Origin of the sequence: Deinococcus soli (ex Cha et al. 2016), from assembly GCF_001007995.1 — a bacterium.
In the GTDB taxonomy this organism is placed as follows: Bacteria; Deinococcota; Deinococci; order Deinococcales; family Deinococcaceae; genus Deinococcus; species Deinococcus soli.
In genome coordinates this window covers 2,295,384-2,320,967 of the sequence record NZ_CP011389.1, presented here as the reverse complement: position 1 = coordinate 2,320,967, position 25,584 = coordinate 2,295,384, and the positions used below count along the sequence as shown (strand labels likewise).

Genomic DNA, 25,584 nt, shown 5'->3' with positions numbered 1-25,584 from the left:
GGTTCACGCCCCGGACGGTAGACTCGCGGGGATGACCCTCACCGATCTGAGTGCCGTTGAAGCCACCCTGGCCGTCCCGGACGCCCTGACCCGCTGGGAGGCGTTCGCGCCGCGCGTGCAGGCCCTGCTGGACGCCCCACTGAGCGCGGCGGACGTGCCCGGGTGGCTCACGCAGTGGAGTGACCTGAGCGGCGAGCTGCACAGCGTCGCGGCGAAACTCGCGACGCACGCCGACCTGCACACCGATCAGCCGGACGTTCAGGCGCGCTTCCAGGCGTTCACGGGGACCGTGATGCCGGAGGCGGCGCGGGCCGAGCAGGCCCTGAAGGAGAAGCTGCTGGCCGTGCCGGACTACGTGCCGGACGCCGGTTTCGCGCTGACGTACCGCCGCATGCGGGACGAGGCGGCGCTGTACCGCGAGGCGAACGTGGCGCTGGGCGTCACGCACGAGGAGCAGAAGAACCGCCACTCGGTGATCACGGGCAACCAGGGGGTCACGCTGCGCGGCGAGGCCCTGACCATCCCGCAGGCCAGGCAGCGCCTCGACCACCCCGAGCGTGCCGAGCGTGAAGCGGCGTGGCGCGCCCTGACCGAGAGCAACCTGGGCGTGGCCGCCGACCTGGACGGCGTGATGCGGGACCTGCTCGCCACGCGCTGGCAGCTGACGCGCAACGCGGACGAGGCGAACTTCCGCGACTACCAGTGGAAGGTCCTGGACCGCGTGGACTACACGCCAGCCGACTGCGCCGCGTTCCACGAGGCGGTGCGGGACGAGGTCGTGCCCCTGACCGCGCAGCTGGCCGGGGACATCGCCGCGCAGCTGGGCCTGGACTCGGTGCGGCCCTGGGATTACAACCGCAGCAACCTGCTCGACCCGCAGGGCCGCGCGCCCCTGGCACCGTTTCAGACCGGCGCGCAGCTGGAGACGCTGGCGCAGGTGGCCTTCGACGCGCTCAACGCGGGCCTGGGCGCGCGATTCGGGCAGATGCGCGCGGGCGGCCTGCTGGACCTGGAATCCCGCCCGGGCAAGATGACGCACGCGTACTGCCAGTACTTCCCCACCCACAACGAACCGTTCGTGCTGATGAACGTGGTGGGCACCGCCGAGGACGTCCGCGTGCTGTTCCACGAGATGGGGCACGCCTTCCACGGCTTCTACAGCGGGGACGCGCAGCCGCTCGTGTGGAACCGCTGGAGTCCCATCGAGTTCGTGGAGATTCCCAGCATGGCCATGGAGTTCCTGACCCTGGACCACCTGGGGCACGTGTTCACACCCGAGGAACTGGGCCGCTACCGCCAGAAGCAGCTGGAAGGTGTGATCGCGTTCCTGCCGTGGGCGGCGCAGATGGACGCCTTCCAGCACTGGCTGTACGCCGAGGCCCCCGAGGACGTCGGCATCGAGGCGCTGGACGCCAAGTGGCTGGAACTGGACCGCACCTTCCACCCGTTCGTGAACTGGGACGGGCTGGACGAGCGGGCTCGCGCGAAGGGCTGGCAGTACTACCACGTGTTCCAGGTGCCCTTCTACTACATCGAGTACGCCATGTGTTACCTCGCGGCGACCGGCATCTGGCGCGCCGCGCAGGCGGACCCGGCGGGCGCACTGGACCGCTACCGCGCCAGCCTGCGCCTGGGCAGCACCGTCAGCGTGCCGGAGCTGTACCGCGCGGCGGGCGTGGAGTTCCGCTTCGACCGTGAGCATATCCGGGGCCTGATGGCGTTCCTGCGCGGGCAGATGCAGGCCTGACCTGCAGCCATAGAAGGGGGCCGCACCGTGAATGTGCGGCCCCTTCTCGTGTGGTGGATCAGTACTGGTAGGTGGTGCTCTCGCTGACGTTCACGCGCACGGTGCGGTTCGCGCCGCGGTCGACGGTCAGCGTGGCGGTCGTCGCGCCCTTCACGAGCGTGCCGGTGTAGCCGGTGGTCGTCTGACGGGTCTGCTGCAGGGTGTAGCCCATGCTCTGCAGGTCGCGGACCTTCTGGTCGTAGGCGCTGCGGGCGGGGTCCTGGATGGTCGACCCGGCGATCGCGCCGAGCAGGTTGCCGATCAGGTCGAGGACGGGGTTGCCGCTGGTGGGGGCGGCGATGGGACGGGCGAACTCGACGTTCAGGTTGGTGGTGCCGCCAGCGCGGACCGTGACAGTGGTGGTGAAGTCGGTAAAGCCGGGGGCCTGCACGCGGACGGGGTACGTCCCGGCGCGGAGGTTGCTGTAGGTGACGTTCGCGCCGCCCAGTCGCTGACCGTTCAGGATCACGGTGGCGTTGCCGACGTTCGTACCGACGAACAGGCTGCCGGTGCTGACGGGATTCTGCGCGGCGACAGTGTAGAAGGCGGTGTCACTGACCCAGCTGTTCTGGGGCAGGGGGTTGACGACGATGCTCAGCGCCTGGGCGAGGCCGGTCTGGCCGCCCTGGGTCTTGACGGTCGCGAACTGGTCCTGCGCGGTCTTGAACTCGCTGATCTGCGAGAGGTTCAGCGGGGTGAGGCTGGCCAGGGCCAGGACCTTGTTCTGCCCGATGGGGCCGCCCACGGTGTACGTGAAGTTCGCGCCGGCGGCGGGGAAGGTGGTGGTGGTGTTCGCCTTGACGAAGTTCTCGCCGCTCAGGCGGTTGGGCAGGATCTGATCGACGCTGCCGTCGGGATTCACGTTGAACAGGTACACGTACGCGTCGCGGTTGACGGTGGTGCTGACGCTGATCGGCTCGTCGATGCGGTAGGCGGGGTTCTGGTTGCCGGTCGTGTCCTTGTTGATACGGACGCTGACGCTCAGGTCAGGCTGGGTGGGGTTCACGATGATGCTCTGGGCGCTGATCTTCGCCTGGGCACCGGCGGTGCTGAGGGCGGCGGCGGTCCCGAGGGCGAGCAGGGCGGTCAGGTTGCTTTTCATGAGATCAAGTCTGCGGGGAACGCGTGACGGCAGGCTGACCGCACCTGATGGAAGCCTTGAGAGTTCAGGAAAGCGTGAAGAGCGACGCAGGTGGTTCAGGAGAGTCCCCGACAGGCCCTCAGACGCGCCCGCCCCGGCTGTGACCCTGAGTCACCCCGCGCGCGATCAGGTGCGCGGCCCGCAGCGGCTCCGGGACGCGGCCCGCGACGGTGAACGCCTCCAGGGCGACCTGCGCCTGCGCCAGCGTGAGCCCGGCGCGCTGCACGAACACCCCTGCGCAGGGTTCCATCGGCCCGGCGGCCCCGATCAGCGCCCACTTGCGCGCCCCGCCCGGCACGCGCGTCAGCAGCGCCACGCGGATGCGGTCCAGGTCCGGGGCGCGCCGCGCAACGACCAGCACGGGTTTCCCCGTCTGCGCGTGCAGCGCGTGCAGGTCCACGACGTTGAAACCCGCCAGCGCGATTCCCTGAAGCAGAATGAGCTGAATGTGCTCCGGGGACTGGTTCACCAGCCGCGCCAGTTCGGCGGTGCTGTTCCGCCCGTCACGCCTCACCCGGCCACTGACCACGCCGTGCAGGGTGGTTCGGGCATACACCGTCCCGATGACAGGCACGTCGCCCCGCCAGCCGTGCACGAACGGGGCGTCGTCAAAACCGATGGCGTGCGCGAACACCCGCCCAGCGTAGCGTCCTGCAAGGGCCGATCTGGCCTACTCATCCCCTCCGCCATCCGGCGCATGCCGCGCTGACCGGCGGGGCGCACACTGCGGGCATGACCTCGACTGCGCCCCTGACAACCCCGGACCCCGGCTGGCCCGCCGGACCGACCGTGACCCCCTTCAATCCTCACGCCGCCACCCCCGCGCAGCGCCTCGCCGTGGGGCAGCTGCTCGCCGACGCCTTCGCGTACACCTACCCGGACGACCCGGCCCTCCTGCCCGAAACCGAGGCGGTAGGCCTCACGCACCAGCTGGCCACCGAACGCACGGTCCACTACGCCGTGTGGGACGGCGCGCGGGCACTGGCCTGGGGCAGCCTGTCGTACGACCTTGAGCAGAACACCCACATGGCCCACCTGCGGCTCACCGTGCACCCCACCGCGCGCCGTCAGGGTCTGGGGCGCGCCGTCTTGAGCCAGCTGCTCGCCCACGCCGACGAGCTGGGGCGCGGCACCCTGACCTTCGGCACGAGCAGCCGCAGTCCCGCCGGAGAGGCCTTCGCGGCCGCCCTGGGCGCGCAGCCCGCCCTGCCGATGCGCCAGAGCCGCCTGGACCTCACCACCCTGGACCGCGACCTCGTCACCCACTGGCAGGCCCGCCCCGACGCCGACCCGTTCCGCCTGCACCTGTGGCAACGCGTCCCGGACGACTACCTGACGCGCGTGGCGGACATGATGATGGTCATGAACACTGCCCCCCGCGGCGACCTGGAACAGCAGGACTGGACGATCACGCCCGACATGATCCGCTCCTGGGAAGCCATGATCGAGGAAGCCAACGAAACCCGCTTCATGATGGCCGTCGAGGACACCCGCACCGGGCAACTCGACGCGTACAGCGAGGTCTTCTGGATGCCGGAACGCGCCGCGCTGGTGTACCAGGGCGCAACCGCCGTGCGACCCTCCGCACGCGGACAGGGCCTGGGCAAGTGGGTCAAAGCTGCCATGCTGGACCACGTCCTGCACGCCTGCCCCGGCGCGCGCTGGGTGCAGACGAACAACGCCAACGAGAACGCCCCCATGCTGGGCATCAACGTGGCGCTCGGCTTCACGCCGTACAGCAGCTTCACGGAGTGGCAGCTGAAACTCCGGTAACGCGGATTGAGGTTGACGTCGTGGGGGTGCGCCTGCGGCGGGCCTCCCCGCCCCCAGCCCCCTCCCCCTCTGGGGGAGGGGGGCTTGCGTTGCACTGGGCAGGTATTTCTCTGGCTTTTAGGCAGGTAACTGGCGGGTTCGGCCACTGATGTGTCTGCATGCCTCCGGGTTCGCCGCGTTCGCCCCGCGCGCTGCGCGCACGACGGGCTCGTCTGCCACGACGATGGGGTGGCCCCACATCGTGGTGCGGGCCGGAAGGTTCTACTTTTTTGGCTTCAGCAGAAGCAAGCTTTTCAAAGTCGATCAGCGGCTCACTTCAGGTTGCCCAGCCCGCCACCGCAGACTGCCACCGGCCGTCGTGCGCGCAGCGCGCGGGCCTTGCGGGGGGCGGCAGGATGGCGTCGAGGCCGGACACATCACCGCCCGACACAAACACGCCGCGCCGAAAGAAACTCTTGCCCGGTGCAACGCCGCTCCCCGTGCCCCCCTGGGGGAGGGGGCTGGGGGGTGGGGAGGCCCGCCGCCAGGTGCCCCCCTTCCACAGTCAGTCCATCAGGCGCGAGCCATCCTCTCCCCAGTTGTCCGGCGCAGCGCGAGAGCGGTGAATAGACTCCCCAGCAAGCCGAGCAGCAGCAGTGCGGCGGCCATGCCTGTTCCGCCGATGGCGGCGCCGACAGGTAACCCGAGTGCGGCGATCCATTTGCTGATGGTGAACACCTGTCCGTGCGTGGCGAGGTACGCGCCGCGTTGGTGTTCGGGGATCAGGTCGGCGAGGAGGGCCTGCCGGGTGGGGACGTACAGCAGTTCGCCGATGCTGAGGATGACGGACGCGGCGATCAGGGTGGGGAGGTGCGTACTGAAGGCCAGTCCGGCGAAGCCGAGGGCGAAGAGCGCGAAGCCGGCGTGCATGGGGCGGTGCGGGTCGCGGCCGGTGAGCCAGCGGGCGGCGGGGGCGGTGAGGGCAACGATCATCAGGGTGTTCACGGCGGTGAGGACGCTGGCGGCGCGGACACCGTCGAGGGTGACGCCCAGCCAGTCGGTGCGGGGGAAGTGCTGGGCGAGGTGCACGGCGACGTGGTTGGTGCGGGTGAATTCGATGCTGAGGATGAGGATGCCGCCGAGGACGAACAGGAGGAAGGGACGGTCGGTGACGACCTGCGCGTAGTTGCGCAGGAGGGGGGTGAGGCCGAGGTCCGCGCGGGCGGTGGGGCTGGCGGCGCGCGTTTCGGTCATGAGGGCGGTGCAGAGGGCGGCGGTGAGGACGCTCATGGCGACGAGCAGGGCGAGCAGGAGCGTGAAGTGGTCGCGGTACAGCCACCCGCCGACCAGGGTGCCGATCAGGATGCTGAGGTTCACGGCCCAGTAGTTCACGGCGTACATGAAGGTGCGGGTGTCGGGGGTGCTGACGTCGACGAGCATGGCTTCGGCGGCGGGGTTGATGAGGCCGCCGGAGATGTTCACGAGGAGCAGCGCGGCGAAGGTGAGCCAGGGGTTCGGGCCGTGCAGGTTGCCGAGGAGCATGAGGGTGAACGCGAGGAGTTTCAGGGCTTCGCCGGTCAGGAGGGTGCGGCGGCGGCCGAGGGCGTCGGCGAGGGCGCCGCCGTACAGGCCTGCGAGGAACTGCACGACGCCCGCCACGAGCAGGAGTGTGCCGGCCAGCGCGGCGCCGAGGTGGGCGGTGAAGTAGATGGCCATGAAGGGGAAGACCATGCTGCCGACGACGCGGCTGAGGAAGGACGTGGTGATGCGGGTTTTCACGTTGGGGTGCAGGGTGCGCCACATGCGTTCAGGGTGGCGTAGGTGGAAAGGGGGAAAAAAGACGCATAGTGACGTGGTGGTGTCCCCTTTTGCGTCTGCCCCGCCCGCGCCGGACTGGCCGTACCTGTCGCTGCGTGCGGCGCTCCACGCGCGGGACGGCGTGCGGGACACGCACCGGGTGACGCTGGCGGACGCGCAGGCGTGGTGGGGGTGCAGTGACCGCACCGCGAAACGGCAACTGGCGCGCCTGCACGCGGCCGGGCGGCTGGTGTACACGCCGGGGCGCGGGCGGGGGAACACGTCGCGCGTGGCGTTCTCGGGTGCGCTGGAGGGGGAACTGGCGGCCCTGACGGCGCATCTGGCAGCAGTAGGCGCGGCGGCGGATCTGGCGCGGCTCTCACGGCTGGGGTTTCCGCGCGCGTGGGTCCTGACGGACGCGGTGCGCGGCGCGTTCGGGCTGGGGGTGGGTCCGGCGGGCACGGATCGCCTGCGGACGGTGATCACGCGGCCCCTGACCAGCCTCGATCCGCTGACGGTGAACTCGGCGGCCGAGGCGCATCTGCTGACGCAGGTGCTGGACCCGCTGCTACTCTTCGATCCGCTGGCGGGGACGTTGCGGCCTCACCTCGCGCACCACTGGGGCACGCCAGACGGGGGGCGCCGCTGGGTCTTTCACCTGCGCAAGGGCGTGCAGTTTCACCACGGGCGGACGCTGGACGCGCAGGACGTGCAGTTCACGCTGGAGCGGGTGCGGCGCGGGGCGCCATGGTACCTGGGCGGCGTGCAGGAGGTGCAGGCGCCCACACCGTTCATGGTGCAGGTCACGCTGACCCAGCCGGACCTGTTCTTCCCGCGGCGGCTGGCGCACGAGCAGGCGCTGATCCTCCCACGGGACGTGCCGTTCGACGAGCGCCGCCCGATCGGGACGGGGGCGTTCCGCTGGCATGCGCTGGACGGCGGGTTCCGGCTGGAAGCGTTCGACGCGCACTTCGCGGGGCGGCCGCTGATCGACGAGGTGGAGGTCTTTCTCGTGCCGGAGCTGCGCGGGGACGCGCCGCCTACCCTGGACGTGACGGGCGCCGACCAGGATCCGGTCGAGCGCTGGGTGTCGGAGAACAGCGTGCATTTCCTGATCTGGAACGCCCACCGTCCCGCCGCGCGGTCGGCGGCGCTGCGCGCGGCGGTGGTCGAGCTGCACGACATCCGCGCGTTCTGGCACGAATCGGGCCGCGCCGAGCGGCTGCTGCCCGCCACATCGTTCCTGCCCCGGCGCAGCCTGGGCCGCCCCACCCGTGAACACTCGCTGGCATGGGCGCAGGCGCTGCTGGCCAGGGCCGCGTATACCGGACCGCCGCTGCGCGTCTGGGTGCTCGACCTGCCCGGCGCGCGGCAGGAGGCCGACTGGCTCGCCGCGCGCGCCGCCCGCCTGGGCCTGCCGATGCAGGTCGTTCCGGCGCCGCTGGACGCCCTGCCGGACGCCGGGGACGACGTGGACCTGGCGTTCATGGGAGAGATCGCCGGGTGGGACGAGCACCTGTCGTTCTGGTCGGCGCTGAAGCAGCCGGAGCTGCTGTTCCGCCGAATGCTGCCCCCGGAGATGCTGCGCGACGTGGACGCCCTGCTGGACGGCTACCGCGTGGCCCCCGATCCGGATGCGCTGGAGGCCCTGATGACCCGCATCGAGGCGCGGTTGCTGGGCGGGCATCACCTGCACCTCACGCATCACCGCGTCAAGCGGCGCGCGGTGCATCCGCTGATCCAGGACGTGCATCCGGACGCGTATGGCCGGATCGATTTCAAGCGGCTGTGGCTGGGGGACGTGAGGCCCTGAGGCGCGCTGCGCTACGCTGCTGCCCATGAGGGTTGCCGTTGCGGATGTGGGTACCAATTCCAGTCACCTGCTCATTGCGGAGGCGGCGCGTGGGGATGCGGGCGGGTACCGGGTGCTGGACGCCCTGAAGGACCGCACGCGGCTGGGCGAGTGCCTGGACGGGGCGGGGAACCTGACCCCCGAGGGGGAGGACCGGCTGGCGTCGGCGCTGACGCGCTTCCGGGCGCTGGCGTCGGGGGCGGGCGTGGCGGAGATTCACGTGTGCGCGACGAGTGCGCTGCGCGAGGCGCCGAACGGGCCGGAGGTCGCGTCGCGGATGCTGGCGCGGACCGGGGTGTACCCGGTGATCATCAGTGGGGTGCGTGAGGGGGAGTTGACGTACCTGGGCGCGGCGCACGCGGTGGAGCTGGGGGCGGACAGCGTGCTGCTGGACCTGGGTGGGGGGAGTCTGGAGTTCGCGCGGGGGGACGCGGCGCGGGCGCTGGACGTGCTGAGCCTGCCGCTGGGGGCGATCCGGATGCGGGACGCGTTCCTGCGCGCGGACCCGCCGGGGCGGCGGGAGCTGGCGGCGCTGGACGCGGCGGTGCGGGAGGCGCTGGAGCCGCATGTGGGGCGCTTCCGGGTGCGGCCGGGGACGCGGGTGGTGCTGTCGAGCGGTACGGCGGAGGCGGCGGCCGAGGCGATCCTGGCGCGGCGGGGCGAGGAGGCGCGCGGCGTGAACGGCACGCGCCTGAGCGTCGCGGAATTGAGTGAGCTGCTGGAGTACGTGCGGAACCTGAAAGGCGCGGCGCGGGCGCGGGTGCCGGGCCTGGAGCGCCGGGCGGACACGGTCGTGGCGGGGCTGGCGACGCTGCACGCGGCGCTGGGCGTGCTGGGCGCGCAGGAGTTCACGGTCAGTGAGGGTGCGCTGCGTGAGGGCATGCTGATCGAGGAATTGACGCGGCTGGAGGCGTACAGTTCGTCGATCAGTGCGCGGCAGCGCAGCGTGCTGGGCATGGCCGAGCGCTTCGGGGCGAACCTGTCGCACTCGCGGCAGGTGGCGGCCCTGGCCCGTGAGCTGCTCGCACGCCTGCGGGCGCTGGGCGTGGACCTGGGTGCGGAGGGTGAGGCGCGCAGCGTCCTGACGGCGGCGGGCGCGCTGCATGAGGTGGGGCAGATCGTGGCGCAGAGCGCGCACCACAAGCACTCGGCGTACCTGATCCGGCACGCGGAGTTGCGGGGGTTCACGCCGCGGGAGATCGAGCTGGTGGCGCTGCTGTCGCGCTACCACCGCAAGAGTGCGCCCAAGCTGTCGCATCCGGAGTTCGCGGCGCTGAGCGCGGCGGATCAGGCGCTCGTGACGCGCTGGGTGGGCATCCTGCGGGTCGCGGACGGCCTGGACCGCTCGCATGCGGGCGCGGCGCGCGTGACCGGCCTGACCCGCACGCGTGACGGCTGGCAGCTGGGCGTGCAGGGCGCCACGCCGCTGGACCTGGAGGGCGCGCGTGAGAAGGCGGACGTGTGGGCCCGCGCGTTCGGGCCGCTGACCCTGAAGGCCGAGTAGCACGCCGCAGGGCGTGGGGCGGCGGGTATGCTGGGCGGCATGAAGGACGCCCCGCCCGCCGCCCAGCCTGCACTGTCACCGGCCGTCACCTCTCCGGCACTGCCTCAGAACATCCTGAGCATCCAGTCATGGGTGGCGTACGGGCACGTGGGGAACGCCGCCGCCGTGTTCCCACTGCAACGCCTGGGGTTTGAGGTCTGGGCGATCCACACGGTGCAGTTCAGCAACCACACCGGGTACGGCGCGTGGACGGGCGCGGTGTTCCCGCCCGAGCAGGTCGCGGATCTGATTGACGGGATCGAGGCGCGCGGCGCGCTGGGAGGGTGCCACGCGGTCCTGAGCGGCTACATGGGCAGCGAGGGCACGGTCGCGGCGGTCGTGGACGCCGTGCGCCGCGTGCGCGTGGCGAACCCAGGCGCCCTGTACGCCTGCGACCCGGTCATGGGCGACGTGGGGCGCGGCGTGTTCGTGCGCCCGGAACTGCCGGAGCTGATCACGGCGCAGGCGATTCCGGAGGCGGACGTTGTCACGCCGAACCAGTTCGAGCTGGAACTCCTGACCGGGCACACCGTGGACACGCTGGAGCACGCGCTGGAGGCCGCCCGCGCGCTTCGGGAACGGCTGCGTGCGGGTGGGCCGCGCATCGTGGTCGTGACCAGCCTGGTGCGCAGCGGCGCGCCGGAGGGCAGCATCGAGACGCTGGTCGTCACGGACGGCGGCGCGTGGCTGTGCCGCACGCCCCTGCTGCCCCTGGACCCACCGCGCAACGGGACCGGGGACGCCATCGCGGCGCTGTTCCTGGGCCACTACCTGCGGAGTGGGGACGCCGCCCAGGCCCTGAGCCTGTCCATGAGCGCCCTGTACGCCCTGCTGCAACGCACGCATGTGGCGGGCACCCGTGAGATTCAGCTCGTCGCCGCGCAGGACGAGTTTCTGAAACCCGTGCGGGTGTTCGAGGCGCAGCAGGTCGGCTGACCCCCGCTTTGTGAGACCCGTCTCAGTGTCCGTTCAGGGCCAGCCCAACGTCTGTTGCGATCACTCTCATGGTTCCGGGAGGGCGGCAGCGAAGACTGACAGGCATGAAACACATTCTGTTCCCGACGGTGGCTGCGGCCGATGCCTTCACTGCTGATCTCCAGGCCCAGGGTGTCATCGCGCCCACGATGGGCAGCAGCACCTACACCCGCCGCAGCGCCGCGACCGACATGGGCGCGACCCGCACCGATGTGGACGGTCCTGGCCACCTGACCATGGAAGGCGACGGCGTGGGCGGCACGCCCGAGGACGCCGGTGCAGGTGCGGTGAAGGGCACGGGTGTGGGCGCTGTGGTGGGCGCAGCGGCCGGTATCCTGGCGACCGGTGCGACCATCGCCACGGGCGGTCTGGCCCTTCCCGTGATCCTGGGCATGACCGCGCTGGGCTCCGGCGTGGGCGCAGCGGTCGGCGCGACCGGCGGCGCGATGGGCGTGGACGAGACCGGCAAGGTCGACGACCGCTACGATGTGGACGACACGTACTACGACCGCATGGACAGCACCATCAACAGTGGTGGCCGCGTGGTGGCCGTGCATGACAGCGTGCCTCAGGACGTCCTGATGGACGCCGTCGCCCGTCACGGCGGCGAGATCGTGGACAGCGGCGCGCGCCGCTCGGACTACGTCGCCTCGATGTAAACAGATGTAAACACCTCAACGACACAGCCCCCGGGAACACATCCGGGGACTGTGTCGTGTGGGACAGCGGTGTCCAGTTCCAGCCAGGGGCCAACAGCACGCCCCTTCAGGCCCCGTCCACCCGCTCCTCCCTCAGATCCTCGCTCTGCTCCGCTGCTCTGTGGGGCCGCCTGATTCGGAGGTCCTGAGGAACAGCAACCTCCTCTCTCCCTGAATGCCGCTGTGGGTTCAGGAGGGGTGGGGTGGGTGGGGCAACGCCACCTTGCGGAACCAGAAATTCTCCAGCGACTGGATGACATCCACGAATTCCGCGATGGACACGGGTTTGGGAATGTACGCGTTGGCGTGCAGATTGTAGCTGCGCCAGATGTCGCTCTCGGCGCGGCTGGTGGTCAGGACGATCACGGGGATGCTGCGCAGCTCGGCGTCCTCTTTCAGGATGTCGAGCAGTTCCAGGCCGGTCATGCGGGGCATGTTCAGGTCCATCAGGATCACGTCGGGGCGGGGGGCGCCCGCGTGGTCCTCGCTGCGGCGCAGGAAGTTCAGGGCGTCCACGCCGTCGCGGGCGTGGCTGAGGTGGTGTGGGAAGTGCGCCTCCTCGAAGGCTTCCTGCGTGAGCATCACGTCGGCGGGGTTGTCCTCGACGAGCAGGATCTCGACTGGTCTGGTGGTCATGGGTGGTCTCCGGTGGGGGCAGGGGTGAGGGGCAGCGCCAGGTGGAATGTACTGCCCTGGCCGGGGGTGCTGTCCAGCCACAGGTCCCCGCCGAGCTGCTCGGCGGCGCTGCGCGTGACGGCCAGACCGATCCCGCTGCCCGTGTACTCGTCCATGCCGTGCAGGCGCTGGAACACCCCGAAGATCCGCTCGTGGTACTCCGGGGCGATGCCGATCCCGTTGTCCTGCACGTGAATCACCCAGCGGCGCGCCTCACGCTCGGCGGTGACGCGCACGCGGGGGGGCACGCCGGGCTGCTGGAATTTCAGGGCGTTCCCGATGAGGTTCTGCAGGGCGTGCCGCAGCAGGTCCGGGTTGCTGTGCACGGTGGGCAGCGGGCCGACGTCCACCTGCGCGCCGCTGCCCTCGATCTGCACGGACAGGTCCGCCACGATGTCGCGCGTCAGGTCGCCCAGGTTCACGTCCTGCGCGGCGCGCGGGGCTTTACGCACGCGGGAGTACGCGAGGAGGTCCTGGATGAGGGTCTTCATGCGCAGCGTGGCCGAGGTGGTAAAGGCGATGTACTGGTCGGCGCGGTCGTCCAGCTTGCCGTGGTAGCGACGGGCGAGCAGTTCGGTGTAACTGCCGATGGTCCGCAGGGGTTCTTGCAGGTCGTGACTGGCGACGTACGCGAACTGTTCGAGTTCGCGGTTGCTGCGTTCCAGGTGCGTGTTGCTGGCCTGGAGGGCCTCGGCGGTGGCACGCAGCTGCGCCTCGCGGTCCTGCACGGCGCCCGCCATCGCGTCGAACTGCGCGCCCAGCTGCGCGAGTTCCTGCACGGGCATGCGGGGTGTGCGGCGCGCGTAGTCGCCCTGCGCGATGGCCTGCGCGGCAGCGTTCAGGTCCAGGACGGTGCGGCTGACGGTGCGCGTCACGCGGTACGCGGTCAGGAGCAGCAGCGCGACGCTCAGCAGCAGTCCGCCCGCAGCGATCCACTGCACGCGTTCCAGCAGCACCCGGCTCTGCTCGGCGGCGGCGTTTAGGCGCAGCGTCTCGTTGGTGGTCATGACCGCCAGGACGCGGCGGGCCTCGTTCAGCAGGCCGCCCCCCACGCCGTTCCCGACGCGCGCGGCGGCGCGGTCCAGCGAGTCGCGCCGCGCGCGGATCTCCGGCTGCGCGGCCACCTCGTTCCAGCGGGTCACGGCGGCCTTCACGCGCCCCAGGTTCGTGCGCTGCAGGTCCGTGACGCTCAGGTCACGCAGGGCGAACGTGTCCGCCTGGAAGGCCAGCATGCCCTCCTCGAAGGGGTCCAGGTAGCTGTCCTGGGCGGTGATCACGAAGCCCCGCTGGCTGTTCTCCATGACGGACACCTGATTGGTCATGTCCGTGATGAGTTGCAGGCGCACCTGCGCTTCCAGGACGTGTTTCAGTGCCGCGTCGTTCTGCCGGACGCCGTACGCGACCAGTCCCCCCACACCCAGCAGCAGCGCGAAGGGCAGCACGAAGGGCCGCAAGAGCACCTGCCGCAGACTGGGCGCCTGCGGCGCGGCGCCCTGCACCGGGACCGGGGCGGGCTCGGCAGGGACGGGAACGGCCGACATCGCCGCGCATTCTAGTGCAGCGGCGCGCACCTGCGCGGCGCGCAGCCGGACCCGCGCGGGGAATTTTGAACCCGGTCCACCGGCGCGGGGTACAGTGAACGCATGACATTCCAGAACGTGAATCTCACCCACGCGGGTGAGGTCGCCACGCTGACCCTGACGAGCCAGAAGGGCAGCATGGGCCCGACCTTCTGGCCCGAAATCCCCCGCGTCCTGACCAAACTGGGCGGCGCCCGCGCGCTGATCCTGCGCGGCCAGGACCTCTTCAGCGCCGGATTGGACGTCCGCGCCAGCGCCCCCGTCATCGCCCCCACCCTGGGCGACCCCGAAGCCTTCGCCGCCGTCGTGGCCGAGATGCACGCCGCCATTGACGCGTTCGCCGCGCTGCCGATCCCGGTGATCGCCGCCGTGCACAGCTGGTGCATCGGCGCGGGCCTGGAACTCATCAGCGCCTGCGACATCCGCATCGCCAGCGCAGACGCCCGCTTCAGCCTCCCCGAGGTGAAACTCGGCATCACCGCCGACCTGGGCGGCCTGCAACGCCTCCCCCACCTGATCGGCACCGGCCGCACGGCGCACCTCGCCCTGACCGGCGACCCCATCGACGCGCCCACCGCCGAACGCTGGGGGCTGATCACGGAACTCCTCCCCACCCCGGACGCGCTGTTCGACCGCGCCCACGCCCTCGCCACGGGGCTGGCCGCCCTGCCGCCCCGCGCGGTCGAGGGCACCAAACGCACCCTGCACGCGCACCTGCCCCACGCGCAGAGCCTCGACCAGGCCGTGCGCTGGAACGCCCAGCACATGACCGCCGACGGCCTCGCCCAGGCACTGAAGTAGGGTCGAGGGTCGAAGAGTCAAAGACCCTCGACCTGGACCGCTGAGACCCTTAGACCTTTAGACCCTCCGCCCCTCAGACCCCCTCAAGGAGCCCCACCATGAGCCAGAACCCCGGTACCCTCCAGCCCGGCACCGCCGACAGCACCTTCCGCCCCGACCTCCTGCAGGGCAAGCACGCCCTGATCACCGGGGGCGGCAGCGGCATCAACCTCGGCATCGCGCAGAGCTTCGCCGCGCACGGCTGCAAGGTCACCATCCTGGGCCGCAACCTCGAGAAAGCCCAGACCGCCGCGCAGGGGATCAACGACGCGGGCGGGCAGGCCATCGGCGTGAGCGCCGACGTGCGCGACATCGCCGCCCTCCAGGCCGCCGCCGAACAGGCCGTCGCCACTTTCGGGCCCATCGATATCGTCCTGGCGGGCGCCGCCGGGAACTTCCCCGCACCCGTGGACGGCATCAGCCCCAACGGCTTCAAGACCGTCGTGGACATCGACCTGCTCGGCACGTACAACACCATCAAGGCCTGCGCGCCCCACCTGACCACCCCCGGCGGGAACGTCCTCTCGATCAGCGCGTATGGCGTGCCCGTCCCCATGCAGGCGCACGTCGTCGCCGCGAAGGCCGGCGTGGATGCCCTGACCCGCACCCTCGCCGTCGAGTGGGGCCTGCGCGGTATCCGCGTGAACGCCATCATCCCCGGCCCCATCGACGGCACCGAGGGCATGGCCCGGCTCGCCCCCGACGAACGGACCCGGCAGCAGTTCATGAGCACCGTCCCGCTGGGCCGTTTCGGCATCCCGCAGGACATCGCCAACGCTGCCCTGTTCCTCGTGTCTGACGCCGCCAGTTACGTCACGGGCGTCATCCTGCCCGTCGACGGGGGCCAGAACATGCTCGGCGGCGCGCCGCAGTACCAGATGTACCAGCAGATGGGCCTCGCCCTGCCGAAGAAAGACTGATACGGGCTCTGAGCTGTGGGCTGTGAGGAATGAGCAGGCATCCTCCGAGCCCACAGCTCATGTGCATGCCCGCGCCGTCCCCGCTGCCGCTACGCTGCGGACATGTCTGCTGTCACGCTGCCCACGCACCAGCACCTCTCGGCTCTGCGGGGGGCGGCGCTGCTGAATCTGCCCGACTGGTCGGAGGTACGGCGGGTGAATCTGGACGGGCTGGGCCTGAGGGCGCTGCCGGAGCGAGAGGCCGCGCCGGACCTGACGGTCTTCAGCGTGTACGACAACGCGCTGACGGATGTGCCGGACTGGGTATGGACCCGCCCGGAGGTGCGGACGCTGAACCTGTCCGCGAACCGTCTCACGGCGCTGCCGGCCGCGCTGGGCGACCTGCGCGAACTCCGGATGCTGGACCTGGGGCACAACGAACTGGCCGCCCTGCCGGACGTGTTCGGCGGGCTGGGTCGGCTGACGTTCCTGTACCTGAGCCACAACCGCCTGACGGAGCTGCCGGAGTCCATGCGCCGGCTGGGGGCACTGACGTACCTGAACGTGACGGACAACGCCCTGACGCGCCTGCCGGACTGGCTGGGCGACCTATGCGCCCTGACGGAGTTGCGGCTGTACGGCAACCCGCTGGAGGCCCTGCCGGACAGCCTCGGGGCGCTGGGCTCGCTGCGGGAACTGCAAGTCATGAACGCCCGCCTGACCGCACTGCCCGCCAGCCTGGGCGGGTGCGGGGCGCTGGAGGTCCTCGACCTTCAGGGCAACGCGCTGACCGAACTGCCGGACACGCTGGGGCAACTTTCCCGCCTGACGACCCTGAACCTGCGCTTCAATGCGCTGACGCACCTGCCGGGCACGCTGGGCGACCTGCGCGCGCTGCACACCCTCGACCTGCGCGCCAACGAACTGACCACCCTCCCCGAAGGGGTGGCGTACCTGCCCGCCCTGCGGAAACTCGACCTGCGCTGGAACCGTATCGAGCAGTTGCCAGACGCCTTCGACACGCTGATCGCGCGGGGCTGTCAGGTCTACCTGTAGGGGCTGCGAGCGCCCCACCTCTTACTTGCACAGGTCGGTCGTGCAGATCTCCACCTGGGCATAGTCCCGGCTGGCCTGCACGACGAGTTTCAGGGTGAGCTGCCCGTTCTCGTAGGCGTAGCTGTCGCCGGTGGTGCCCGGCAGGGCGGCGGGGGTAACTTTCTTCAGGAGGTTGCGGTTGTCGATCCACCAGTCGCGGTAGATGCGGGGTTCGGTGGCGGCGGGCAGCGTGACGGTCAGGGTGTCGCCGGGCTGGCGGTTCTGAAGGCCGAGGCGCAGGTGGGGGCTGGCGGCGCTGGGCGTCAGGGTGTAGGTCTGGTTCAGTCGGGCGCTGGTGCTGAAACTGGTGAAGCTGCCCGGCGTCCCGGTGAGGCTGACGGTGCCGTGCGGGCCGGTCACGGTGACGGGGGCGAGCTTGCCGCCGCGAACGTCCTGGAGCCACAGGCGGGTGTACGCGCCGGGGCAGGTGCTGGCGTTCCAGCCAGCGTTGGGGGTGCAGTCGGGCGCGCCTTTCAGGAGGGGGCTGGCGGTGACGGTCAGTCCGGCCGTCCCGGTGACGGTGCCGTCGGTGTCGAGGAACGTGGCGGCCTTGTCGCCGTCCTTGTCGGGTTGCGCGGCCGGGAAGTACACGCGGGGGCTGGCGTCGGCCCAGCGGAGGTTCAGGGCGTTGTTGGTGGGGACGAGGCTGAAGGCGTTCTTCGTGAGGTACCCGAGGCCGCTGGCCTGCCGGGTGGTGTCGGGTGTGAATCCGGCGAGGGTGGCGCCGTCGATGGTGACGTGCCCGTCGTAGAACTGGTAGCCGCGGATGGGGAAGCTGGGGTCCCAGGGGCGTGGGAGGGCGCGGCCGCCGGTGCCGGTGGGTTCCCAGCTGTCGGGCTGGCCGAGGTTGGCCGTCTCGCCGATGAGGGTGCCGCCCCGGAGGGTGCTGTCGTCGCTGGCGAAGGTCGCGCCGACGCCGTTGTCGGCGAGGGTGGCGTTCAGCAGGACGTGGCTCTTCCCGCGCAGCCACACGCCGTGGTCGCGGTTCTTGTACGCGGTGAAGTCACTCAGGGTGGCGGTGACGGGCGCGCTCTTGGGGTCGCTGGGCGTGGTGACGGGCGCGTAGTACGTGACCTCGGTGGTGCCGTCCGCTTTCGGGCCGTTATCGAGGTTCAGGCCGCGGTCGGTGCTGTGGGCCACGTTGCCGCTGAAGTCCCCCAGGGGGGTGCGGCGGGGCCAGATGTCGGTCCTGGCGGCGGCGAGGCCGGTGGGGTGTTCGGGGAACGCGAGCCAGAAGCCGCTGCCGTCCACCCCGGCAGCCACGTTGTTCCTGACGGTGTTGGCAGGGTGGGTGATCCAGTACCCGGCGGGGCGTTTGTCGCTGTCGAGCAGCGGCGTCTGCCCCTGTTTGGCGTCGGGCGCCTTGACGCGCGTGACGAGGTTCCCGCTGAGGGTGTTGCCCGTCTCGTCGCCGTCTTCCAGAAAGATGCAGTGGCCGATGTTGTCGAAGGTGACGTTGTCCTGCACGCGCAGGTCACGGGTGCCGTGCACGACCACGCAGCGGTTGTACGACTCGTGGACGCTGCTGCCCCGCAGGTAGGAGGCGGGGGCGCTGCCCAGCTGGTGGAAGTGCACGGGGTAGCGGCGCAGGGTGTTCAGCTGCCCGACGCGGGAGAATTCCGCGCCCTCGATGCGGGCGGTGCTGTTGCCCATGATCATGACGTGCGCGCCCACGCCAGTCTGCGCGGCGTCGTCCGTGGCAGCCACGACGACGTTGCGGGTCAGGAGGCCCACCTCGGCCCGTTCGTTCACGCCCAGGCCCGCGACGGTGATCGGGTCGCCCCAGTGCGTGTACTTCAGGGGCGAGGCGAGGGTGACGGCGCTGCCGCTGACGCGCTGCACGGTGACCTGCTCGGTCTGGGCCGGGTTGAAGTCGGTGCCCGTCAGCGTGAGGCTGTCGCCGGGCTGCCAGTCGGGCGCGCGGTCCAGCGTCAGGGTGCTGCTGCCCCGGCGGGCGGTGGCGTTCAGGCGCGTCCAGGCGAGGCGGGGTTGCCCGTGGAGGTCCAGGGTGCCGTCCATGACGCCCAGCACGCGGTCGCCCATGCCCATGACGTCCTCGCCGGGGGCCTTGTTCGTCAGGAGGATCTCGGCGTGGTGCGTGAAGGGCTTCGCCTCACTGCCGATGCGCAGTTCGCCGTGCACCATGATCCACTCGGCGCGCAGGGTGCGGTCGGCGCGGTCGTCGAATTCCAGCACGCTGCCGGTGGGGATGGTCAGGCCGCCCAGGTCGGGCGGGGTGGTGTCCAGCAGCACGCGTTTCCCGGCGGGCAGGGTGACCTTCTGACCGGCGGTGGGCAGGGTGCCGCCCCAGGTGGCGGGGTCGCTCCAGTTCACGCCCGGCTGGGTGGGCGCCGGGGCTGGGGTTGGCGTGGGGGCCGGGGTGGGCGTCGGCGTGGGGACGGGGGTGGTGCCGCTGCCGCCGGAACCCGAGCCGCAGGCGGTCAGGAGGGCCGTGAGGAGCATGACGGTCGCAGAGCGGCGCGCGGGCATGAAGGAATGATAAACGCGCGGTCAGCAGGTGGGCGTGAAGGACTTCGCACCCCTCCCCACGCCTGTCCAGACTCAGGTAAATGGCGTCGGGTACAGCCTCAATCCGGCGAATCCATCCAGGAGGCTGGGAGGTCACGACTGTCTGAACCTCGCCTCCGCATTGACTCATAGTTTTCATAATAGATTTTTAGATTATGAGTCATACAAGAGGTTGCACCATAGGAGGCACCCCATGACCATTCCCCTGAACGACCGCAACATCATCCTCGACACCGACAGCTACAAGAGCAGCCACTTCCTGCAGTACCCGAAAGGCACCACCCGCCTCTTCTCCTACTTGGAAAGTCGCGGCGGCAAGTACCCCCAGACCCGCTTCTTCGGGTTGCAGTACATCCTCGACCGCTACCTGACCACCCGCGTCACCGCCGACATGGTCGAGGAGGCCCGCGCCCTCATCGAGGCGCACGGCGAACCCTTCCCTTTTGACGGCTGGATGCGGGTCGTGAACGTCCACGGCGGCAAGCTGCCCCTGGAAGTCCGCGCCGTGCCCGAGGGTACCCTGGTACCCATCCACAACGTCCTCCTGAGCTGCACGAACACCGACCCCGAACTCCCCTGGCTGGTCGGATGGTTCGAGACGATGCTCATGCGCGTCTGGTACCCCACCACCGTCGCCACGCAGAGCTGGCACATCCGCGAGATCATCCGCGCCGCCCTCGAAAAGACCAGCGACCGCGCCGCCGAGGAACTCCCGTTCAAACTGCACGACTTCGGCAGCCGCGGCGTCAGCAGCCGCGAGAGCGCCGGCATCGGCGGCCTCGCGCACCTCATCAACTTCCAGGGCAGCGACACGCTGGAAGCCCTGCGCGTCGCCCGCAACCACTACGGCGCCGACATCGCCGCGTTCAGCATCCCCGCCGCCGAGCACAGCACCATCACGTCCTGGGGCAAGGAACACGAGGTCGACGCGTACCGCAACATGATCACCCAGTTCAGCCGCCCCGGCAGCATCTACGCCGTCGTCAGCGACAGCTACGACCTCAAGAACGCCATCAACACCCTCTGGGGCGAGGAACTCAAGGCCGACGTCATCGCCTCGGGCGGCACCCTGGTCGTCCGGCCCGACAGCGGCGAACCACCCGCCATGGTCCGCCTCGCCGTGAACGCCCTGGCCGCCAAGTACGGCACCACCACCAACAGCAGGGGCTACAAGGTCCTCAACCACGTCCGCGTCATCCAGGGTGACGGCATCGACGAGCAGACCATCCGCCAGATCCTCGACAACCTCGACGTGGACGGCTACAGCGCCGAGAACGTCTCCTTCGGCATGGGCGGCGCCCTCCTCCAGAAAGTCGACCGCGACACCCAGCGCTTCGCGTACAAAGCCAGCGCGGGCCTCATCGACGGCGCGTACCGCGGCATCTACAAGGACCCCGTCACCGACCCCGGCAAACGCAGCAAGGACGGCGTCCTCGACCTCGTGCAGGAAGGCGGCCGCATGGTCACGAAGGCATACAAGACCTTCGACACCGACTTTCCCGGCAGCCTCATGCGCACCGTGTACAAAGACGGCGAACTGATCGTCCGCGACACGCTGGAGACGATCCGGGGACGTGGATAAGCCATGAATTTCGCAGACGTCCGCTTCGACCTTCGTGATTGCAATCCGGCGGTCGTGGACGCCTGGGCGGCGCATTTCGCGGGTGTGGAGCAGGTGCGCGTGCAACTGGGGGACATCTTTCAGGATGAGGCGGACGCGCTGGTCAGCCCCGCGAACAGTTTCGGGTTCATGGACGGCGGGATCGATCTGGTATTCAGTGAGCAGTTCGGGTGGCACTTGCAGGCGCGCGTGCAAGAGCGCATCCGCCGGGACTTTCACGGGGAGCTGCTGGTCGGGCAGGCGTTCGTCGTCCCGACGCTGGACGCGGTGTGGCCGCACCTGATCTGCGCGCCGACCATGCGCGTCCCGGCGGATGTGTCCGGTACGCCGAATGCGTTCCTGGCATTCCGGGCGGCGCTGCTAGCAGTGCAGGCGCACAACGCGTCGGGCGGGTCACCCATCCGGCGGGTGTCGTGCCCGGGACTGGGCACCGCGATTGGCCGCATGGCGCCGGACGTGTGCGCCCGGCAGATGCGCGCCGCGTACGACGCGGCGGTGCTGGGCCGCACGCCGGAGCTGTCCACGCTGCAGGACGCGAAGCTCTGGCACGTGCAGCTGACCCGCGCGGACCTCTGAACGGCAGCAGTCCCCAGCGTTCGCCGGAGCTTGTCTTTCACAAGAGGTCAGCTGGCGAGGTCGCGCCGACGGAACAGGAGCGTCCCCCTCAAGGCCGGTCAGTGTTCCGGTCGTGCGCGGAGCACTCCCAGCAGACGGTCAGGGCCCATGGCCGGAGGACAGCCGCGCCGGAATGCACCAGGCGTTTCTGGACGACCTGCAGATTCGGGCAGGCGAGCGCGCCCCGGTCACCAGACATGCCCGGCAGGTCCTAACCGCAGAATTCAGAGGTCTGGAGGGGGTCCCCTGAGACCTCTGAATCAAACGGACCCGCAGAGCAGAGCGAGGAGCTCAAGAAGGAGCGGTTGGACGTGGACTTGAGGGGCGCGCTGTTGGCCCCAGGGTGGACCTGGACACCGCTGTGATGAACCTGACCTGAGCAGGGGCCAGATGCCGCGGTCCTCAACGGTCCGGACCACAGGGTCGGTGACCTCCGCGCCACTGTGGAGGTCACCTGTCGTCGGCGTAGTCGAAATCGTGCCGGAGCTGGTTGAGGTACGCGCGGGCGACGATGTACTCGTCGCCGCCGTGCCGGTCAAGCAGGTGATTCAGGGCTTCGATGACCCCCACTGCCTCCCCTTCCGTGGTGGACTGGCTAAGGGCGGTGAGCAAGTCATTGAAGGTGGACAGCTGCGTGCGGTGGGCCGTGCGGATGCTCTGCCGCACCACATCGCAGATGCCAGTCAGCTGTTTCAGCCGTTGGTCGTCGTGCATAGAACGCCTCCGCTGCACCACCCGATCGGCGGCCACGACGTCGGGGTGTCCGTGGACGTGAGGAGTGGAGTGGGCGCCTGGTCGGCGCGGGGATGTTGGGTGAGGCTTCCGCTGGGCCAGCCGATCGGCGGCCAGGAGGGGGCAGGGACTTCGGAAGCGACAGGGACCGTGGTGACCGGGACCGGCTGAACAGGATTGAAGGCGAGCGTGGCGACGGAGGGGAGGATGAAACAGAGGGCCTTCAGGGTGTTCAGCTTGTTCATGGGTTCGCTCCTTGGCTGAGATGTCCGGATGGTACGCAGGGGGGTGGGAATCAGCTGGGAAGGCGTGTGATTCCCAGGCTGTCCCGCGCACGCAGCGGCCAGCGGATGACCCAGGGCACCCATGTGATCCGCCGTCAGGCGGTGATCAGACCGAGGTCACGGAAGCGGCTCAGGACCTCGCGCGAGGGGACCTCCCCGTACTCACGTTCGAGCATGAGGCGGTAGGCCTGAAAGGCGCTGGGGGCACTGGACGGTTCATGCCGCAGCAGAACCCGGATCAGGGCCAGGTGCGTTTCGGCGTCTGCAGGTTGGGCGCGCACGGCCTGTTTCATGAGGGTCACGGCGAGGCCTGGGTCGTTCATGGAAATGCGGCCCTCGATCTCCCCAAGGGCATACAGCTGGTCCTGGCGAAGGCTGTCTCGGATCGCCTCGAACCAGTCGGAGGTCAGGTCGGTGGCCAGGGCGTCCACGTGCAGGCGTAACAGTTGGGCCGGATCGCCGTTCCGGGCGGCGTCCTGGGCGGCGCGCAGGTTCAGGGCGACATTCAGTTCGGGTTGCAGGGCGTAGGCGCCCTGCGCGTAGGGCAGGGGATCGCCGGGGAACCCGAGCGCATCTTTGAGGGTCTGCCGCAGGCGGCGCACCACCACGCGGAAATACTCGTGGTGTTTGGGGTCGCGCGACCCGTCCCACAGGTCATTCAGGATGTCGTGCAGTGTCCCCCGGCCGTGCCAGAGCAGCCACAGCAGCAGCTCTCCGGCCTTGGCGAGGGGCAATTTGACCGGTTGATCGCCGGCCCACAACTCAATCTTCCTGCCCACCTCGACCCGCAGGCCCACTGACACCGGATCGGGCAGCGCGGTGGGTGCGGCGGCCTGCCCGGCCAGGGGGTGTTCAGGGCAGTGCGCCGCGAGGTAAGCGCGCAGCGCACTCAGATGGCGCTGATCGGCGTAGGTGACGCTCGGGACGTCAAGGGCCTGAAGGGTGTGCCGGCTGGCGTCCAGGGCGGCGCGGCTCAGCTGGCCCTGCTGGGCGTCCAGGGCCAGGAGCAGGGTCTGGGCGCGTGCGGCGTGCGTGCGGTCCACGCAGTCGCGCGTGGCGGCGCTCAGGGCGGCGCGGGCTGCGTCGGCCTGACGGTGATCCAGGGCGTGCAGTCCCTCGAACAGAGGCAGCAGGTGGCGGCGGAAAATGGGCCGCTGGGCTGCGTCACGGAGCTGCGCGTAGGCCTGATCGGCCCGTTCAAGGTCAGCCGCGCTGCCATGCAGGTCGAAGTGACTGGCATGAAGGAAGGGCAGGAGCACCGGCAGGTTCAGGGAGCGCATCACATCGCGGGCGTTGGCCAGGGAATGGGCAGCGCCGTCCCGGTCACCGCGGATGAGTTTCAGCCGGGCAAGTGCCTGATACAGGGTGGGCAGGTGGATTGGTTGCGTGCGCAGGGCCAGTTCAATGCACTCGGTCAGGAGAGCGGCGGCCTCGTCGTGCTGCCCCTGTTCGATCAGCACCTGCGCCCACTCCGTATCGATCTGCAGGGCCCTTCGGCGCTGCCCATGCGCCTGGAGGATGCTGCGGGCGCGGCGCAGCACCTCTTCGCGTTCCATCCAGCGGCGCTGCATCAACAGCGTGTACTGGTGCATGCTGAGCACGTTCGCTTCAGTCAGGTCGTCCCCCTGCGCCCGCGCCTGCCGGATCAGATCATCGGTGACCTGTTCACCATCCGCAAACCGCTCCAGCGAGATGAATGCAGAAGCGAGCTGCATGGCAAGCGCGGTCCGCACGGTGCCGTCCGCCACGTCAAGACCTGCCTGGGCGTGCGTGAGCTGTCCCTCAAAATTCCCCTGACGCGCGGCGTGCAGCGCAAGAGCGGCGAAGCCCACCCCGGACAGCTGCCGGGCGTTCAGCATGGTGTGCAGCAGGCTCAGGCCTGCCTCGCCCTGCCCGGTTTCAAGTTGCGCGACTGCCTGGAGTTCCAGCCACCAGTCAGGCGCGCGGCCCGGGTGCAGCCCAGCCAGTTCATTGAGGAGGGTGAAATCCAGCTGGACCCGCAGTGCGGGAAACAGATCCCGCGCGTAGGCTTCCATCAGGTCCGGCCGTTCAGCGCGCCGGGCGTGGCGCAGAGCGGTGGACAGGTCGTGGTCCTGCGCAGCCATCTGGGCCCGTAACAGGTGGGCCTGACGGTTACGGTCCGGCAGGCGCTGCAACTGACGCTCCAGCAGATTCAGCAGCAGGCGGTGCGGTCGGTACAGCCCCCGACCCAGAGGTGTGAGGGGCAGCCCGGCGCGGCGCAGCGTGGTCAGCCACTCGGGGGGCAGAGGACGCCCCAGAACATCCGACAGGTCATCACTCCATTCATCAAACAGCGCGAGGTCAGGCAACGCTGCCAGTACCTCGGTCGGCAGTGGGGTCAGGGCGTCATGCAGGAGTTGATTGATGTCCACCTGAGCCGTGGATTCGAGCAGGCTCAGGGCGATGCTGACCGGCCAGCCCTCGCTGCTCACCATCAGCTGCGCAACGTCCTGTCCGCGGTCATGCGCCTGGAGGAAGATGGCCGTCTCCTGATCGGTGAAGCGCAGGTGCTCGGTCGTCAGGACGCTCACGTGCCCGGATGCCACCAGCCGCGCCAGCGGGAACCCCTGGGAATCGTACGTGGCGATCAGCACCCGGTACCCTTCCGGCAGCAGGTCAATCAGGGCTGCCAGGAACGCCCCGTGGGTCTGGGTGACGTGCTCGGCCCGGTCAAGCACGATGTCGACGCCCGGCCCATCGGTTGGCATCTGTTCGAGGATGCGGTCCATGACATCCAGCAGTGCCCCGGTGGGGTCCGTCGGGAGGACGCCACACGCCACGTGAAATGCCTGGCAGAGGTTCTTGCGGAAGACGGCAGTGTCCTCATCGCCCGGGCCAAGTGACAGCCACACGACCGGCCGGGTGGTGTTGCGCGCGTACTGCGCGAGCAGTGTGGTCTTGCCGTAGCCACTCGGGGCCAGCAGGACAACTCCAGGACGGTCCGGAACAGAAAGTTGCGCCAGTGCGTCCACGCGGATGACCTCGGAGGGCAACGCGCGCGGCACCGTTGTCCGGGCAGAACCTCTGGAGCTGAATTGCGTCATACCTGACTTTACCGAGATGCAGAGTGCATGAACCGATCACGGGCTCCCGATTCCCAGTCTGGAGAGCATCTGGGTCCCAGGCGGTTCCCAGTGACCCACGTACAA

19 protein-coding genes are annotated in these 25,584 nt (G+C 69.8%); 11 read left to right on the top strand and 8 right to left on the bottom strand.

From position 1 onward, the window contains the following. The first annotated feature begins 31 nt into the window (after positions 1-31). Complete coding sequence (locus SY84_RS11340) at positions 32-1,747, top strand: M3 family oligoendopeptidase (protein ID WP_046844105.1); 1,716 nt, start codon at positions 32-34, stop codon at positions 1,745-1,747. A gap of 58 nt (positions 1,748-1,805) precedes the next feature. Here the strand turns inward: SY84_RS11340 and SY84_RS11335 are convergent, their stop codons facing one another. Then, positions 1,806-2,888, bottom strand: a complete 1,083-nt coding sequence (locus SY84_RS11335) for a DUF4384 domain-containing protein (protein WP_046844104.1) — start codon at positions 2,886-2,888, stop codon at positions 1,806-1,808. 118 nt (positions 2,889-3,006) lie between these two features. Further along, positions 3,007-3,561: a DUF99 family protein gene (locus SY84_RS11330; RefSeq protein ID WP_046844103.1), complete on the bottom strand. Its 555-nt coding sequence runs from the start codon at positions 3,559-3,561 to the stop codon at positions 3,007-3,009. 98 nt (positions 3,562-3,659) lie between these two features. Here SY84_RS11330 and SY84_RS11325 point away from each other — a divergent pair, with 98 nt between their 5' ends. After that, a complete protein-coding gene (locus tag SY84_RS11325; RefSeq protein WP_052751130.1) occupies positions 3,660-4,700 on the top strand; it encodes a GNAT family N-acetyltransferase in 1,041 nt (346 codons plus the stop codon). 552 nt (positions 4,701-5,252) lie between these two features. Here SY84_RS11325 and SY84_RS11320 read toward each other — a convergent pair. After that, a complete protein-coding gene (locus SY84_RS11320; RefSeq protein ID WP_046844102.1) occupies positions 5,253-6,482 on the bottom strand; it encodes an MDR family MFS transporter in 1,230 nt (409 codons plus the stop codon). 52 nt (positions 6,483-6,534) lie between these two features. Here SY84_RS11320 and SY84_RS11315 point away from each other — a divergent pair, with 52 nt between their 5' ends. The 4 genes from SY84_RS11315 to SY84_RS11300 all read left to right on the top strand — a co-directional run bounded on the left by SY84_RS11315 (position 6,535) and on the right by SY84_RS11300 (position 11,505). Then, a complete protein-coding gene (locus SY84_RS11315; RefSeq protein ID WP_046844101.1) occupies positions 6,535-8,289 on the top strand; it encodes an ABC transporter substrate-binding protein in 1,755 nt (584 codons plus the stop codon). Between the two features lie 25 nt (positions 8,290-8,314). Further along, positions 8,315-9,832 (top strand): Ppx/GppA phosphatase family protein, encoded by a 1,518-nt coding sequence (locus tag SY84_RS11310; RefSeq protein WP_046844100.1) that lies wholly within the window; start codon positions 8,315-8,317, stop codon positions 9,830-9,832. 39 nt (positions 9,833-9,871) lie between these two features. After that, positions 9,872-10,807, top strand: a complete 936-nt coding sequence (gene pdxY, locus SY84_RS11305; RefSeq protein WP_046844099.1) for a pyridoxal kinase PdxY — start codon at positions 9,872-9,874, stop codon at positions 10,805-10,807. 104 nt (positions 10,808-10,911) lie between these two features. Further along, positions 10,912-11,505: a hypothetical protein gene (locus SY84_RS11300; protein WP_046844098.1), complete on the top strand. Its 594-nt coding sequence runs from the start codon at positions 10,912-10,914 to the stop codon at positions 11,503-11,505. 228 nt (positions 11,506-11,733) lie between these two features. Here SY84_RS11300 and SY84_RS11295 read toward each other — a convergent pair whose 3' ends face one another. Next, complete coding sequence (locus SY84_RS11295; protein WP_046844097.1) at positions 11,734-12,180, bottom strand: response regulator; 447 nt, start codon at positions 12,178-12,180, stop codon at positions 11,734-11,736. Then, entirely contained in the window at positions 12,177-13,760 is a 1,584-nt protein-coding gene (locus SY84_RS11290; protein ID WP_046844096.1) for a sensor histidine kinase, read from the bottom strand. The genes SY84_RS11295 and SY84_RS11290 overlap by 4 nt, the downstream gene beginning before the upstream one ends. Positions 13,761-13,862: 102 nt before the next feature. Here SY84_RS11290 and SY84_RS11285 point away from each other — a divergent pair, with 102 nt between their 5' ends. The 3 genes from SY84_RS11285 (at position 13,863) to SY84_RS11275 (ending at position 16,594) form a co-directional block, all read left to right on the top strand. Beyond that, complete coding sequence (locus tag SY84_RS11285) at positions 13,863-14,600, top strand: enoyl-CoA hydratase-related protein (protein WP_046844095.1); 738 nt, start codon at positions 13,863-13,865, stop codon at positions 14,598-14,600. 98 nt (positions 14,601-14,698) lie between these two features. Next, positions 14,699-15,559 carry an SDR family oxidoreductase gene (locus tag SY84_RS11280; protein WP_046844094.1) on the top strand — a complete coding sequence of 287 codons (861 nt, stop codon included), beginning with the start codon at positions 14,699-14,701 and terminating at the stop codon, positions 15,557-15,559. 102 nt (positions 15,560-15,661) lie between these two features. Beyond that, positions 15,662-16,594 (top strand): leucine-rich repeat domain-containing protein, encoded by a 933-nt coding sequence (locus tag SY84_RS11275; RefSeq protein ID WP_052751129.1) that lies wholly within the window; start codon positions 15,662-15,664, stop codon positions 16,592-16,594. Positions 16,595-16,615: 21 nt separating this feature from the next. On the opposite strand, the gene SY84_RS11270 is transcribed toward SY84_RS11275, so the two are convergent. Next, positions 16,616-19,123, bottom strand: a complete 2,508-nt coding sequence (locus SY84_RS11270) for a G8 domain-containing protein (RefSeq protein ID WP_052751128.1) — start codon at positions 19,121-19,123, stop codon at positions 16,616-16,618. Positions 19,124-19,355: 232 nt separating this feature from the next. Here SY84_RS11270 and SY84_RS11265 point away from each other — a divergent pair, with 232 nt between their 5' ends. Further along, a complete protein-coding gene (locus SY84_RS11265; RefSeq protein ID WP_046844093.1) occupies positions 19,356-20,744 on the top strand; it encodes a nicotinate phosphoribosyltransferase in 1,389 nt (462 codons plus the stop codon). Between the two features lie 3 nt (positions 20,745-20,747). Next, entirely contained in the window at positions 20,748-21,359 is a 612-nt protein-coding gene (locus SY84_RS11260; protein ID WP_046844092.1) for a macro domain-containing protein, read from the top strand. A 489-nt stretch (positions 21,360-21,848) separates the two neighbouring features. On the opposite strand, the gene SY84_RS11255 is transcribed toward SY84_RS11260, so the two are convergent. Next, positions 21,849-22,112 (bottom strand): hypothetical protein, encoded by a 264-nt coding sequence (locus SY84_RS11255; protein ID WP_081424703.1) that lies wholly within the window; start codon positions 22,110-22,112, stop codon positions 21,849-21,851. A gap of 397 nt (positions 22,113-22,509) precedes the next feature. Further along, positions 22,510-25,428, bottom strand: a complete 2,919-nt coding sequence (locus tag SY84_RS11250; protein ID WP_245621327.1) for a LuxR family transcriptional regulator — start codon at positions 25,426-25,428, stop codon at positions 22,510-22,512. Positions 25,429-25,584: the final 156 nt, after the last annotated feature.

What these genes read in the sequence shown, in the direction of transcription:
- SY84_RS11300 (WP_046844098.1), top strand. Translation starts at nt 10,912, where the DNA reads ATGAAACACATTCTGTTCCCGACGGTGGCTGCGGCCGATGCCTTCACT.
- SY84_RS11280 (WP_046844094.1), top strand. Translation starts at nt 14,699, where the DNA reads ATGAGCCAGAACCCCGGTACCCTCCAGCCCGGCACCGCCGACAGCACC.
- SY84_RS11310 (WP_046844100.1), top strand. Translation starts at nt 8,315, where the DNA reads ATGAGGGTTGCCGTTGCGGATGTGGGTACCAATTCCAGTCACCTGCTC.
- SY84_RS11340 (WP_046844105.1), top strand. Translation starts at nt 32, where the DNA reads ATGACCCTCACCGATCTGAGTGCCGTTGAAGCCACCCTGGCCGTCCCG.
- SY84_RS11265 (WP_046844093.1), top strand. Translation starts at nt 19,356, where the DNA reads ATGACCATTCCCCTGAACGACCGCAACATCATCCTCGACACCGACAGC.
- SY84_RS11335 (WP_046844104.1), bottom strand. Translation starts at nt 2,888, where the DNA reads ATGAAAAGCAACCTGACCGCCCTGCTCGCCCTCGGGACCGCCGCCGCC.
- SY84_RS11320 (WP_046844102.1), bottom strand. Translation starts at nt 6,482, where the DNA reads ATGTGGCGCACCCTGCACCCCAACGTGAAAACCCGCATCACCACGTCC.
- SY84_RS11285 (WP_046844095.1), top strand. Translation starts at nt 13,863, where the DNA reads ATGACATTCCAGAACGTGAATCTCACCCACGCGGGTGAGGTCGCCACG.
- SY84_RS11255 (WP_081424703.1), bottom strand. Translation starts at nt 22,112, where the DNA reads ATGCACGACGACCAACGGCTGAAACAGCTGACTGGCATCTGCGATGTG.
- pdxY (WP_046844099.1), top strand. Translation starts at nt 9,872, where the DNA reads ATGAAGGACGCCCCGCCCGCCGCCCAGCCTGCACTGTCACCGGCCGTC.
- SY84_RS11260 (WP_046844092.1), top strand. Translation starts at nt 20,748, where the DNA reads ATGAATTTCGCAGACGTCCGCTTCGACCTTCGTGATTGCAATCCGGCG.
- SY84_RS11275 (WP_052751129.1), top strand. Translation starts at nt 15,662, where the DNA reads ATGTCTGCTGTCACGCTGCCCACGCACCAGCACCTCTCGGCTCTGCGG.
- SY84_RS11290 (WP_046844096.1), bottom strand. Translation starts at nt 13,760, where the DNA reads ATGTCGGCCGTTCCCGTCCCTGCCGAGCCCGCCCCGGTCCCGGTGCAG.
- SY84_RS11325 (WP_052751130.1), top strand. Translation starts at nt 3,660, where the DNA reads ATGACCTCGACTGCGCCCCTGACAACCCCGGACCCCGGCTGGCCCGCC.
- SY84_RS11270 (WP_052751128.1), bottom strand. Translation starts at nt 19,123, where the DNA reads ATGCCCGCGCGCCGCTCTGCGACCGTCATGCTCCTCACGGCCCTCCTG.
- SY84_RS11295 (WP_046844097.1), bottom strand. Translation starts at nt 12,180, where the DNA reads ATGACCACCAGACCAGTCGAGATCCTGCTCGTCGAGGACAACCCCGCC.